Source organism: Streptomyces sp. BK79, from assembly GCF_044142145.1.
Classification (GTDB): Bacteria; Actinomycetota; Actinomycetes; order Streptomycetales; family Streptomycetaceae; genus Streptomyces.
This window is the reverse complement of the sequence record NZ_JBHVOC010000036.1, coordinates 35,736-48,658: the sequence shown is the minus strand read 5'-3', so window position 1 is coordinate 48,658 and position 12,923 is coordinate 35,736. Positions and strand designations below refer to the sequence as shown.

Here is a 12,923-nt window from a genome sequence, read left to right as displayed (position 1 = left end):
GGTGACAGGGCTGGAGACGCGGTAACGCGCGCGGTGCGAGCCGCTCTGGAACCTCACCGACCCGGCCCCGGCCTTCCTGCCGTGCGCACCGTGGAGGTCCGGATCCTCGCCGACCGCAACGGCAAGTCTTCCTCGTGGACGGAAAGGGCCCCGGCGGCCGTGCCGCCGGGGCCCTTTCCGTCGCGCTACCCGGCCGTTATCCGCAGCACGCCCGTGGTGGTGCCCTGGAGGACCACTTCGCCGGGCGCGATCGAGCCGACCATCTGCAGGGTGTCGAAGACGAAGCCGCTGCCCAGCCACTTGGTACGGGTCACCGCGCCCGTCTGCGGGTCGATCTCCGCGTAGTGGTAGGGGTCGAGGGCCGACGTGGAGGTGGTCCCCGGGATCACCGGCTCCCGCAGCACCGTGCGCAGCTTGCCGTCCGCCGTGGAGAGCCGGGGCACCGCCGCCGAACGGACCCGGTTGTCCCACTTCAGGTCGCAGCCCGTTCCGTCCGCGCGCACGTCCACCCGCGACAGGCCGCCCGCGAAGGCCCCGGACGCGGGCACGCTCTCCCCGGCCCCCTCCGGCAGTTGCGGATAGGGGTACCCGTACGTCGAGGCGATGAAGACACTGTTCCCCACCGCCACCGGCGAGTTCTCGCTGCCGCTGCCGCCCGCTCTCAGGACCGGCACCGAGCAGACCAGGGAGCCGTCGTTCACCCGGTACACCAGCAGGTTCACGGTGGGCGCGGCGTTGTCGACGACGGTCAGGTACTCGGTGCCGCTGCCGGGGCCGAAGAAGGTGGGCGTCGAGCCGGTGCCCCAGCTGAGCTGCCCCGGCTTGCGGCCGGGTCCGCGCTCGTAGGTCTTCCGCCAGGAGATCCGCGGCGTGCCGTCGGATGCGGCGGTCAGCAGGTAGGTGGCGTGCGTGGTCGACACGGCGGTGCCCGCGGGCACCGTGGAGATCGAGTTGGCCACCTGCTCGCCCGCGGGCAGGGCCAGCGAGCGCACCGTGCCCGTCCGGTCGTCGGCGGTGCCCACCACGCCCTTGCCGGTGGCGAACCAGACCCGGCCGTCCCAGTCGGGCGCGACGCCGGTCACCGCGTCGCCGTCCGGCACCGCGCCGGCGAGCGACAGGCGGCTCGCCACGTACAGTTCCCAGCCGCCGGAGGCAGTCCGGCGGTGGGCGACCCGCAGCAGGTCCCGGTTGCCGTCGACCGCGACCAGCCGGTCCTGGTGGTCGAGGTAGGCGTAGACACCGCCGAGCAGCGAACCCTTGGTGAGCGCCAGTTCCGCGAGCGAGTCACCGGTGGCCGGGTCGAGCAGGTGGACGGTGGGGGTGCGGCCGAAGATGGTGGTGCACAGCGCGACCGGGTAGCCGTCCGCGCCCACCAGCACGGTCGGGCAGGCGGACTGCAGGGCGGTGCGGTGCGAGGACAGGGTGCCCGCGGCCGGCCCCGGCAGGGGGGTGGCGTCCGAGGAGGCCGTGTCGCCGTGCATGCTGGCCGTGCCCAGCGGTCCGGCGTACGGGTTGGCCGGAGGCAGCGGCCCGGTCGGCGACGCCGCCTGGGCGGAGGTGGCGGAGGTCAGGGCCAGCAGCGTCGACGCTGCGACGACGGCGGCACGGGAGAGAGGCGCGAGGCGCATGGGTCATCCGTCCAGGGGTGGGAGCGGGAACACGCGGACAGCGGCGCGCACTCCGCCCGGCGGGAGGGGAGAGACCCGGCACGGCCGGGCGGGGAAACACCGCCCTCAGAGGGCGCGGTGACACATCGCCGAGCACACGTAGGCGAGGTCGACGTCGAGTCGACGGCTCAGGTGTGCGTGGCGATCCATGCGCCGAGTGTGACCAACGATGACCCGGCCGCGCAACACGCGTCTCATCCACCGGTCGCGCTCAGCTGCTCCCACAGGTCCCAGACGAGGGTCTGCGCGGCCATGGCAACGACCACGTCACCCGCCTGCTGTGGAAGCCCTTGGCATGCGGGCGCGCGAGCTGGCGATGAAGTCCACGCGGCCGGTGACCTGGTCGGAGCGGATGCCGTACTCTCCAGCCCTTCGTCCGGCCGCTGGTCCGTTTCCGGGACCGCCCGGCGAGCGCGAGCCGGTGTGCCGAGGCTCTGGCGATCAGACCGCTGGTCCACCCGGTCCACCCCTGAACACGCGCTGCGTACAGGTGGCATCCCGTACCGGACCCCCACCTTGACAGTGCCGCGCCCATGGATCCCTCCCTCTCAAGGCCCAAGGCCCAAGGCCGACCACGGCGCACAATTATTGACCGAACGGTCCAGTTAAGGTTACGGTCTTCGACGTGGCCAGGACCAAGGAATTCGATCCGGACGCCGCGCTGCAGTCGGCCCTTGAGCTGTTCTGGCGGCGTGGCTACGAAGCGACCTCGATGGCAGATCTCGTCGATCACCTCGGCATCGGCCGCGCAAGCATCTACGCGACCTTCGGCAACAAGCACGAGCTGTACCTGAAGGCCATGGACCGGTACACCGAGACGCGCGACCAGCTCCTCCTGGCCGAGCTGTCCCAGCCGGGCCCCGCACTGCCCGCGGTGCGGGCGATGGTGCGTCGCATCGCCGCGGAAGCCGCCTCCCCGCAAGGGCGGATGAACGGCTGCTTCGTCACCAACACCGCGGCCGAACTGGCCCCCCACGATCCTGCGGCGGCCCGCCGGGTCGAGATCAGCTGGGAGCACGTCGAGACCCCCCTGCACTCCGCACTCGTACGGGCCCAGGCCCAGGGCGAGCTTCCCGGGGACCGCGATCCGCGCGCGCTGGCCCGGATGCTGCTCGTCCTGCTGCAGGGTGTACGCGTCGTCGGCAAGGCGTCGAACGACCCTGCCCGGGTGCGGGACGCGGTCGAACAGGCACTGACCCTGCTGGACTGAACCACGCCGAGCAGAGTCGCCGGGCCGCTTTCGCGTACCCGAATAATGAACCGATCGGTCAAATATCGGGGGGAACATGACCACCACGGGCTCCGACCGCGCCACCGCCATGCAACACCGACGCGCATTCGTCCTCCTCGGCAGCATCCAGACCGTGCTGATCTTCACGCTCGCCGCGATCGCCGTACCACTGCCCCGCATCGCTCGCGAACTCGGCCTCGAGCGCGCCGACCTGATCCTGCTCAGCGCCGCCTACGGACTGACCTTCGCCGGGCTGCTGCTCTTCGGCGGACGGCTCGCCGACCGCTACGGCGGGCGCCGTGTCCTCACCGCGGGCCTCGTCCTCTTCGCCGCCGCCTCGGCCGCCGCCCCGCTCGCCCCCGGCTTCGGAACCCTGCTCGCGGCGCGCTTCGCACAGGGCGCGGGTGCGGCCCTCGTCGCACCCGCCGCCATGGCCGTGCTGCGCTCCGTCTTCCCCTCCCCCACCGCGTACGGCAGGGCGATGGCCACCTGGGGCGGACTGTCGGTGCTCGGCGCGACCGCGGGCAACCTGCTCTCCGGCGTCATCTCGGCGTTGCTTTCGTGGCGTTGGACCTTCGCGGTACCGCTCGCGGTGGCGATCGCGGCCCTCGCCCTCACACCCCGGCTGCTGCCGGGCGCCGCACCGGACCGGGACAGGGCCCTCGACCTGCCGGGCGCTCTGCTCGCCACCGCCGGGATCACCCTCACCAGTTACGGGCTCGTCGTCACCGACTCCCGGCCTTGGTCGTCGGCCGACGTGCTCGTGCCGCTGCTCGCCGGGATCGCGCTGCTGGCCTCGTTCTGGCACACCGAGCGCCGGGCCCGCGACCCCCTGTTGCCGCCCCGCTTCCTGCTCGACCGGCGGCGGGCCCTCGCCCTCACGGCCATCGCGCTGAGTGCCTGCGGGACCGCGATGACGTTCGTGGTGCTCTCGCTGCACCTGCAACAGGCCCGCGGCTGGTCACCGTTGCAGACCTCGGCCGCCTTCGTGCCGTTCGCCGTCGCACTGATCGCCTCGGGCCGGGCGGCGGGACCGCTCATCGGCCGGTACGGGGCCGGAGCCGTCACGACCGCCGGGCTGGGCACGGGCGCGGCCGGGCTCGCCCTCCTCGCGTGCACCGGGCTCGACGCGCACCTCTGGTACGGGTACGGACTGCTGCCGGGCCTGGTGCTGCTGCCGGCCGGCGCCGCGTCCGCGTTCGCGGGAGCCGCCGTTCTCGCCGCCGAAGGCGTACCGCGGCAGCAGACCGGGCTCGCGGGTGGGGTGCTGAACACCGCGATGGAATGCGGCCCGACCGCCCTCTTCGCCTGCCTGCTCACGCTCGGCGGGGACACCTCGTCCCTGGCCGCGACGGGGGCCGCCCTCGCCGTACTGGCCCTCCTGAACCACCGCACCAAGTAGTCCATCACTCAAGGGAGTCACCAGAATGAACCGCTTCACCGGCAAGACGGTCCTCGTCACCGGCGCGGGCACCGGCCTCGGCCGCGCCATCGCGCTCGCCTTCGCCGCCGAGGGCGCGTCCGTGGTCGCCGCGGGACGCACGGCGGCCTTCCTGGACGAGACGGTCGGTCTCATCGAGGCCACCGGCGGCACGGCCGCCGCCGTCACCGCCGATGTCACCGACTCCGGCCGGGTCCAGAACCTCGTACGCGAGAGCGTCGACCGCTTCGGCGGGCTGGACATCGCGGTCAACAACGCCGGGATACTCCGGGGCACCGTACCCGTCGGCGAGGTGAGCGAGGAGGACTGGGACATGGTCCTGCGGACCAACGTCACCGGCGTCTGGCTGGCCATGAAGCACGAGATCGCGCACATGAAGGAGAACGGCGGCGGCGCCATCGTCAACGTCTCCTCCAACCTGGGCGCGCACCTGCGGATCCCGAACGCCGCCGCGTACATCACCTCGAAGGCGGCGGTCTCCGCGCTGACCCGCGCCGCCGCTCTCGACCACATCCACCAGGGCGTCCGCATCAACGCGGTCAGCCCCGGCGCCGCCGCCGCTCCCATGTCACTGCGGCCCGGGGAGACCGAGGCCGACCGGGCCGAGCGGGTGAAGACAGAGAACCCGCTGGGCCGGGTCGCGGAGGCCGACGAAGTGGCGGCCGCGGTGCTCTACCTCGCCTCACCCGCGGCCGGCGCGGTCGTCGGCACCGACCTGGTCATCGACAGCGGAGCATCGGCCTGACGGCTCGTAGGCCGGGGTGCCGACTCCCTCGGGCCGGAGGGGGATGTCGGCGTCGCCGAGTTCCTGGTAGGTCGACGTTCCCGGTGCGCATGTGCCAGATCACCCCGGCTCGCCGTCTCGCCGTCCTGCGCGACCGGCTCCCGCAGTGGGAAGAGGCCGGGCGCCCCGCCGTCTACGATCTCCGCGAAGTTCATGGTCGCCGGGGTGTGCGCACGCCAGAGACCGACGACCAGCCGCGCGGAAGCTACCGGGGAGCTGCGGCAGCGTCGTCATGTCGCGTGAGTCCGCCAGGCCCGTCTCCGTCTGCCTCCCGACGAGATGAAGCACCTGCTGCCGTAACCGGCGGACAAGGCCGGGTCGCTGGAGCAGGTGTGAATCGGTTCCTCACGCGTGTGTCGCCATAAGGCGTTGGCGCTGCCGCGGCTTCTGCCAACGTGCCCGCCGACTCCGGGATCAGGCGCTAGGAGCGCTGAAGGCTGGCGGATCCCTTGAGACGGCCGTCCGCCACGTACTTCAGGTCGCGGTTCTGGCCTCGGCGGTCGGGCCGGGCCGGCCTCCCGACCGGTTCGCCGGGGACCGGTCTGCCGGAGCGTACGGCGCCGCGTCCACGTGCACCGCCCGGCACGGGTCAGTGAGCGGGTCGTGCTCAGCGGCGCCGGGAGGACGGATGGGCCACGCTCCACGCGCGGCGCGGCAGTCGTACGCGGTGAGCGCGGGCGCGGTCGGTCACCGCGGTCCGGGCGCTGACGCGGTCCGGCCCACGTCGATGGCTTCCACTGCTGCGGCGGCCGCCGCACCCCGGACCGTGTCGGGTAGGGCCTCGTGGGCGGCGAGTTGGTGGGCCACGGTTCGGCGGGCCATCTGTTCGGCTTCGCTGACGCCGCTGGGCGTGAACGGGAAGGTGGCGGCCACATACACGGCGATGCTCGCGACGACCGCGTCGGCCAGTCCCCCACTTCCGTGCCCCGCGCTGACGTCCGTCGGCTCACCGCCCGGTTCGGGGACGGACGTCGCCGCACGTCCAGCACCGACCGCACCAGCCGTCACGACCCAGGCCAAGCCTGTTCGAGCCCTTGTGCGCATGGGTATGCCCCGTCTTGCCGACCGCACGTCAGGGCTCGGACCAGATCCGGCTGATGGGGGAATCGTGCGCACTCGCGTGTCCGGACTGGGCCTCGGTCCGATCCGAGGGGACTACACCGTCATGACCCCGTTCGCGGGCACCTTGCTGCAGATGTTTCGGGGATTCCTGCTGATCTTCTGGGTCGTCATGGCCGGTCTCACCATCTTCACCCCCGACCAGGTCGACGGGAACCTCGCCTGGACGACGGCGGTGGTGGTCGCGGTGTACACCGTGACGTTCGGATGGCGTCTGCTGACCGCTCGGCTCGGCACGAACCGGTGCTACCTCCTGACGGAGGGGGTGGCCGTGACCAACCGCTTCGGGCGAGTGGTCGATTGCGTGGTGTGGAGCGACGTGACCGGTGTCCAGCAGACAACGGTCGTGGAGCTCTACATGGGAGCGCACCGCATGGAGATCCACCGGAACCAGTCCGCCAAACCGCTCGTCGTCCTGGCACCGGGCGTGAAGTCGCAACTGGTGGAAGCGCTGATCGCCGAGGGCCGCCGCGCGGGAGCCCTGCAGTGACACGGGACTCCTCGGTGTGGCGTGCGTCCGGGTCGCCGGCCCGCCGAAGCGGCGCGCCTGGCGAGTCGACCGCACTCCGGGGCCTCGTCCGGCTCACCGCCGACGAAGTCGTCGTCGAGACCGATACCGCCACCATGCCGGTCGGCATCGACGGGGAGTACGTCGACCTGCCAGTCCCGTGGTGTTCCGCAGCGCATCTGGAGCCCTGCGGGTCCGCGTGCCGCGCCACCGGCCCGGTGGATCGAGGCCCCAGAGGCCGGCGGCCGACTGGCCGCGCGTAGCCCGACTGGCACTGGGCCGGCCCCTGCCCCGTCAGGAAGAACCGGGCCCCGGGCAGGAAGCGAGACCGGAGCCGGACCCGGCAGACGTGGTCCTCTCAGTGGCGCGATCCGTGCCCCAAGGGAACGCTGGACGTGGGGGCGATGAGATGGAGAGGAACACCTCATGACTCAGGCAAGCACAGACAAGGCGCACAGGTCGTTTCTTTCCCGCCCCGCTGTCCGCCGCCTCATACCCTTCATCCTGATCACCGCGATCGCTCTGATCTTCATCTTCGAGAACCGTTCGAGTGTCGAGATCCGGCTCCTCATTCCCATGGTGACCATGCCGCTGTGGGGTGCCCTCCTGATTTCCTGGGCCCTCGGCATCCTCGCCTGCGTCTTCACCGTGCGCCGACGGTCCAGCCGGCACTCACGACGACAGGGGTGACGCCTCGGCCTCGCCGAGCTGGGCCGCCTGGTGTCCCTCAGCCGGCCTGCGGTCGAGGAGCGCGTCCGGCGGGCCTGGCCGGACGGGGCGAGACCACCTGGGTCGTCCTCTCCGAGCCCGTACAGCCACGTGACGTGGACATCCCCATATTCATCCCGTCAGCGGCAGTCGCATGATCGTCAGGTCCAGCCACCGGCCGAACTTGGTACCGACCTCCGGCACCGTGCCGACGTGGCGGAATCCGAACCGTTCGTGCAGCCGGACCGACGCCGTGTTCTCGGCTTCGATACCGGCGATCATGACGTGGTGGCCGGCCTCACGTGCCGAGGCGATGAGGGCGGTCAGCAGCGCGGAGCCGACGCCGAGCCCGTGGCGGCCTTCGCGGACGTATACGGAGTCCTCCACTGTGTGGCGGAATCCGTCCAGCTCCCGCCACGGGCCGTAGACCGCGAACCCGACCACCTCGCCCTCCGCCTCGGCCACGAACGCCGAGCCTCGTGCCAGGTGGGCGGCCAGCCAGGCGACCCCCTCGGCGGGTGACTGCGGGGTCCGCGTCCACAGGGCAGTGGAGTGCTCGATCGCGCGGTTGCGGATCGCGCGGATGACCTCCACGTCGCCCGGGTGCGCCAAACGCACCGTCACCGTCCGACCTCTCTCGTATATTGGATTCATGTCCAACATAGTAGACTCGCTGGTGGGGCAGATCGCTTCCCGAGTCCGTACCGAACGGGAACGGCGTCGGTGGACCCTGGCCCAGCTCGCCGACGCCTCTGGCGTCTCCCAAGCCATGATCAGCAGGATCGAGCGCGGTGAGAGCAGTCCCACCGCCGTCGTCCTCGGCAAGCTGTCCGCCGCCTTCCAACTCAGCGTCGCCTCCCTGCTCGCCCTCGCCGAAGGAACGCAGGACGGCACGGACACGCCCGCAGGAGTGCGCCGCCGGGCCGACGCGGCCGAGTGGCGCGACCCCGCGACCGGCTACCGGCGCCGCCAGATCACCGGCCCGCACTTCCCGGCGGAGATCGCCGAGATCCGCCTTCCCGCCGGCGCCCAAGTACCGTATCCGGCCGCCGCCTTCGCCTTCGTACGACAGGTCGTCTGGGTCCTCGACGGCCACCTGACCTTCCATGACGGCGACACGGTCCACGAACTCAACGCGGGCGACACCATCGAACTCGGCGAGCCCACCGAGCGCCTCTTCGCCAACACCGCCGACACCGAGTGCCGCTACGCCGTCATCCTCACTCGCGGCGCACAGCCATGACCGGCCCCCTTCGCCGAGGCGGCACGTTCCTCCTCGCCTCGACAGCCGGAACGGCGATCGCGAACAACTACGCCATCCAGCCCGCGCTCACCTCGGTCGCCGCGGACCTGGGTGTCCCCCTCTCCGTGGTCGGCCTCGTCCCCACCGCCGCGCTCGCCGGCTGCATGACCGGCTTCGTCCTCCTGCTCCCCCTCACCGACCGGCTCGCCCCCAACCGCCTGGTGGCCGCACAGCTCACCGCCCTGGCCGCGGCCCTCGTCCTCGCCGCGGCAGCACCCGGCGCGGTCGTGCTCCTGGCCGCCTACCTGCTCATCGGCGCGGCCGCCGGCGTCGCCGCCCAGGCCGGCAACATCGCGGGCCGCCACGCCCCGCCCGGGCGTCGCGCGACCGGCGTCGCCACCGTGGCCGCCGGAATGTCGGCCGGCATCCTGCTCAGTCGCCTGGTGGGAGGATCACTCACCGACATCCTCGGCTGGCGGTTGATGCTCGTCGCCTTCGCCGCCCTCGTCCTGCTCGGCGCGATCGCCGCCGCCGCACTCCTGCCCCGGCAGCGGCCCCGCCCCGACCGCACCTACCGCGCCGCCCTCATCTCACTTCCCCCGCTGCTGCGTCAGTTCCCGCAGCTGCGCCGGGCGGTGGCCACCGGCGGGCTGTGGTACTTCGCCTTCAATCTCATCTGGGTCGCCCTCGCCCTCACCTTGGCCGCGCCGCCGCATTCCCTCGGCCCGACGACCATCGGCCTGTACAGCCTGGCCGGACTCCTCGGCTTCGCCGCACTCCCGCTCACCGGCCGCCTCGCCGACCGGTACACCCCCCACACCGTGATCACCGTCAGCATGCTGGGCGCCGCGGCCGGAGCCACCCTGCTGGCCACCGGCCTGAACACCCCGCCGGCCACTGCACTGGGACTCGCCCTCTTCGACGCCGGCTGCTTCGCCGCCCAGGCCGCGAACCAGAGCCGCATCATCGCCCTCGACCCCCAGCGGTCCGGCAGCCTCAGCAGCATCTACCTCGTGCTGTACTTCACGACCGGCGCCATCGGCAGCGCCCTCGCCGCACCCCTGCTCCACATCCTCGGCTGGCACGGCACCGCCCTCACCGCCCTCGCCGCGCTGCTCCTCGCCGCCGCCCTCGGACGCATCGGAGCCCGGCAGGTACGGCGCGGGCCCACCCGTGTCACAGCCCGTCGCCTCGCCGCACGCTCGCAGAGATGACTTCCGGAACGCAGAACCCTGCGGAACCGGGACGACGGTCCTTCTTCATCCTCCATGCGCTCAGCGAGCGGTCCGGGAGGCGGAGCGTCGAACGAGCGTCAGCGAACCGCTACCGACGGCCGTCGCGTGCGGGTAGCACCCACGCATCGACCCTGCGGGGAGCTGTTCAACGCCGGCTTGGCGCCCCATCCGCCCCGAAGCGGCCCCTCACGAGAGGGTCTTCGAGCAGGCGCGGCGGGTAGCCAGGCCCGGTGCGCACGGTGACGTCCTCGTCGTTCAGGGGCTCACCGCACGAGGAGCACACCACCCGGGCCCGAGTGTCATGTCCGCACACGGTGTGCCGCATAACCACCGGTACACCCTCGTCCTCCGCCAGCCAGCGGTCGCCCCAGGCGTTGATGGCAGCAAGAACGCCGAAGAAGTCGCGCCCCTTCTCCGTGGGCAGGTACTCATGGCGGACCGGGTCCGACTGGTAGGCGCGGCGCTCCAGGAGCCCTGCGCCTTCCAAGCGGCGGAGACGATCGGTCAGGGTGTTGCGGGCGATTCCGAGGGAGTCGATGAAGCCGTCGAAGCGCGACTCGCCGTAGAAGATCTCACGCAGCACCAGCAGGGTCCATGCGTCGCCGAGCAGGTCGACCGTCCGGGCGATCGAGCAGGGCCAGTCGGCGAACGAGGTCCTTCTCATGACCCAGACCTTATCAGTTGCACCATGAGACGGACTTGCCCCGACGACCCTCAACCCCCTACCGTCAAGCAAGTCTCATCATGCAACTCACGAGGAGGGGCGATGAATCCTGCCCAGTCGCGCCCAGAAACGGTCACCGTCGAGCGCAAGGGTCATGTGCTGCTGATGGGCCTCGACCGCCCGGCCAAGCGCAACGCCTTCACCCGGGACATGCTCAGCGAGCTGGCAGCCGCCTACGGGCTCTTGGAAGCCGACGACGACCTGTGGTGCGGGGTCCTCTTCGCCCACGGTGACCACTTCACCGGCGGCCTGGACATGGTGGACGTCGGCGCCGAACTCGCCACGGGCGACTTCCCGCTCCCCGAGGGCGGCCGCGATCCCTGGCGGCTGGACGGCCCTTGGACCAAGCCCGTCGTCGCGGCCGCGCAGGGCTGGGTGATGACCCTGGGCATCGAACTGCTGCTCGCTGCCGACATCCGTGTGGCCTCACGCGACGCACGCTTCACCCAGTACGAGATCCGCCGCGGCATCTACCCGTTCGGCGGCGCCACCTTCCGCTTCCCGCAGCAGGCGAGCTGGGGCAACGCCATGCGCTGGGTCCTGACCGGCGAGGAATTCGACGTGGCGGAGGCCCACCGCATCGGCCTCGTCCAGGAGGTCACGGACGACGGGCCGGCGGCCGTCGCCCGGGCCACCGAGATCGCCGGCCTCATCGCGGAGAAATCCGCGCCTCTGGGCGTGCGTACCGCCCTGCGCTCTGCTCATCTGGCCCAGGAGCACGGCGACCGGGCGGCCATCGAGCGCCTGCGCCCCGACATCGCCCAGCTCCTGACCACGGCCGACGGCGCCGAGGGAATCCAGTCCTTCGTCGAGCGCCGTGACGCTGTTTTCACCGGCCGCTGACCACGGTCTCGCCTGCGCCGCACACGCCCGGATGCCCGCGCAGGCCCGACCCGATGCCCGCCCCTCACGGTCACGGGCCGCCGGCTGAAGGAACAGCGCCCCCCGGCCGGTTCCGGATGTGGTCGCACGGGATGTCGACGCCTCGTCCTCACCCGCGCCCGCCGCGCCCTGCGGCTCCTGTTCGGGTACGACCGCGATCTCTCCGTCGAGCGGGCGCCCGCCGGGTGGGCGAGGTTCCGCCAGGACGTCGTGACCACAGCGGGGCCGAGACCGGCAAGGACCAGGGGCGACAGTGCCGCACGGTGCTCGATCTCTGTCGCCACCTGGAGGACGAGACGCTGCTGCCCCAGAGCGGGCGTGGAGACTTTTCTCCTCCGGGAGCGGACCGCCGCGTGCCAGCAGACGGAGTTCAACGGCTCCGGTGCGCACCGCGTCGACGTCTCATGCGGTGAAGACCGCCTTCACGGCCACAGACCACGCCGGGGGTGGAGGTGGCTGAAGTCCCGGATCACTCGGCGCCCAGGTCGTGCTCCAGTGTCCGGACGGCCTGGGACAGCGAGGGCTGCGACACCTACAGGGCGGCGGTCCGGTTGAAGCCGCCGGAGTCAACGGCCGCCAGGAAGTACTCCAGCCGGCGGATGTCCCCTGCTCTTCCCACGTGGTGGTGACGGCCCCGGCGGCCGTGCATCATGCCGTGCGGACGCCTTCGCGGTCCTCCAGGGCGCTGATCGCGTTGGCGGTGAGGCTGTGGGTGATGTGGTCGCGCATCAGCTGAGCGGCCTCGGCGGCCCGGCCGTCCTCGATGAGGTCGACGAGCTGGTGGTGCTCCTGGAGGTCGCGGGTGCGGGGTTCGTCGCCGGGCGGGAGTTCGAGGCCGAGGCGCCGGTAGCGGTCGGACTTGTCCCACAGGTCGTCCAGCAGGCGGATGAGGACGTCGTTGTGCGAGGCGCGGTAGAGCGCCTGGTGGAAGCCGCGGTGGGCCGTGAGCGCCTCCTCGCCCCACTGGCGGGTGACGGGCAGCAGCCGCGCGACGGCGGACCGCATGACGGCGATGTCCTCGGCGGTGCGGCGCCCGGCGGCGAGTTCCGCGGCCGTGGGATCCAGGGACAGACGTACCTCGAACAGCTGCCGGGCCTCGTCGGAGCTCATGGTGGACACGCGGACGTCGCGATGCGTCTCGACGGTGACCAGGCCCTCGCTGCTGAGGCGGCGGATGGCCTCGCGCAGTGGCGTGATGCTCATGTTCAGCGACTCCGCAAGGTCGTACTGCGCGAGCCGCGTCCCGGCGGGAAGCGTCCCCGACAGGATCTGTCCGCGCAGTTCCGCGTAGGCGTAGTCACTCTTGCTGACGAAGAGGTTCGTGTCGGCCATCGCCCCCCGAAAGTCCTTCCCGGGTGCTCGCACCCCTCTTGACAGTGCC

Annotated in this window: 12 protein-coding genes; 8 read left to right on the top strand and 4 right to left on the bottom strand. The window is 71.7% G+C overall.

All coding sequences use genetic code 11. The features are described from left to right. Nucleotides 1-185 precede the first annotated feature (185 nt). Nucleotides 186-1,628 (bottom strand): hypothetical protein, encoded by a 1,443-nt coding sequence (locus tag ACFIF2_RS33440; RefSeq protein ID WP_395577036.1) that lies wholly within the window; start codon nucleotides 1,626-1,628, stop codon nucleotides 186-188. Nucleotides 1,629-2,292: 664 nt separating this feature from the next. Here ACFIF2_RS33440 and ACFIF2_RS33435 point away from each other — a divergent pair. The 5 genes from ACFIF2_RS33435 (at nucleotide 2,293) to ACFIF2_RS33415 (ending at nucleotide 7,440) form a co-directional block, all read left to right on the top strand. Then, nucleotides 2,293-2,877: a TetR/AcrR family transcriptional regulator gene (locus ACFIF2_RS33435; RefSeq protein WP_395577035.1), complete on the top strand. Its 585-nt coding sequence runs from the start codon at nucleotides 2,293-2,295 to the stop codon at nucleotides 2,875-2,877. A 76-nt stretch (nucleotides 2,878-2,953) separates the two neighbouring features. Then, the gene (locus ACFIF2_RS33430) at nucleotides 2,954-4,300 is read left to right on the top strand and encodes an MFS transporter (RefSeq protein ID WP_395577034.1); all 1,347 of its coding nucleotides are present in this window, start codon (nucleotides 2,954-2,956) and stop codon (nucleotides 4,298-4,300) included. Between the two features lie 25 nt (nucleotides 4,301-4,325). Then, nucleotides 4,326-5,084 carry an SDR family NAD(P)-dependent oxidoreductase gene (locus tag ACFIF2_RS33425; protein WP_395577033.1) on the top strand — a complete coding sequence of 253 codons (759 nt, stop codon included), beginning with the start codon at nucleotides 4,326-4,328 and terminating at the stop codon, nucleotides 5,082-5,084. 1,204 nt (nucleotides 5,085-6,288) lie between these two features. Continuing rightward, entirely contained in the window at nucleotides 6,289-6,732 is a 444-nt protein-coding gene (locus tag ACFIF2_RS33420; RefSeq protein WP_395577032.1) for a hypothetical protein, read from the top strand. Between the two features lie 444 nt (nucleotides 6,733-7,176). Beyond that, on the top strand, nucleotides 7,177-7,440 hold the full coding sequence (locus ACFIF2_RS33415) for a hypothetical protein (protein WP_395577031.1): 264 nt from the start codon (nucleotides 7,177-7,179) through the stop codon (nucleotides 7,438-7,440). Nucleotides 7,441-7,590: 150 nt separating this feature from the next. Here ACFIF2_RS33415 and ACFIF2_RS33410 read toward each other — a convergent pair whose 3' ends face one another. After that, nucleotides 7,591-8,112, bottom strand: coding sequence for a GNAT family N-acetyltransferase (locus tag ACFIF2_RS33410; protein WP_395577030.1), 522 nt, complete (start codon nucleotides 8,110-8,112; stop codon nucleotides 7,591-7,593). Here ACFIF2_RS33410 and ACFIF2_RS33405 point away from each other — a divergent pair. Together ACFIF2_RS33405 and ACFIF2_RS33400 are read left to right on the top strand one after the other, a co-directional pair. After that, nucleotides 8,111-8,701: a helix-turn-helix domain-containing protein gene (locus tag ACFIF2_RS33405; RefSeq protein WP_395577029.1), complete on the top strand. Its 591-nt coding sequence runs from the start codon at nucleotides 8,111-8,113 to the stop codon at nucleotides 8,699-8,701. The genes ACFIF2_RS33410 and ACFIF2_RS33405 overlap by 2 nt on opposite strands. Beyond that, nucleotides 8,698-9,915 (top strand): MFS transporter, encoded by a 1,218-nt coding sequence (locus tag ACFIF2_RS33400; RefSeq protein ID WP_395577028.1) that lies wholly within the window; start codon nucleotides 8,698-8,700, stop codon nucleotides 9,913-9,915. Before ACFIF2_RS33405 ends, ACFIF2_RS33400 begins: the two co-directional genes overlap by 4 nt. Before the next feature lie 166 nt (nucleotides 9,916-10,081). Here ACFIF2_RS33400 and ACFIF2_RS33395 read toward each other — a convergent pair whose 3' ends face one another. Then, nucleotides 10,082-10,600: a winged helix-turn-helix transcriptional regulator gene (locus ACFIF2_RS33395; protein WP_395577027.1), complete on the bottom strand. Its 519-nt coding sequence runs from the start codon at nucleotides 10,598-10,600 to the stop codon at nucleotides 10,082-10,084. A gap of 102 nt (nucleotides 10,601-10,702) precedes the next feature. On the opposite strand from ACFIF2_RS33395, the gene ACFIF2_RS33390 reads away from it, so the two are divergent. Beyond that, nucleotides 10,703-11,503 carry a crotonase/enoyl-CoA hydratase family protein gene (locus ACFIF2_RS33390; RefSeq protein ID WP_395577026.1) on the top strand — a complete coding sequence of 267 codons (801 nt, stop codon included), beginning with the start codon at nucleotides 10,703-10,705 and terminating at the stop codon, nucleotides 11,501-11,503. 687 nt (nucleotides 11,504-12,190) lie between these two features. Here the strand turns inward: ACFIF2_RS33390 and ACFIF2_RS33385 are convergent. Further along, complete coding sequence (locus ACFIF2_RS33385) at nucleotides 12,191-12,874, bottom strand: GntR family transcriptional regulator (protein WP_395577025.1); 684 nt, start codon at nucleotides 12,872-12,874, stop codon at nucleotides 12,191-12,193. Between the last annotated feature and the right edge of the window lie 49 nt (nucleotides 12,875-12,923).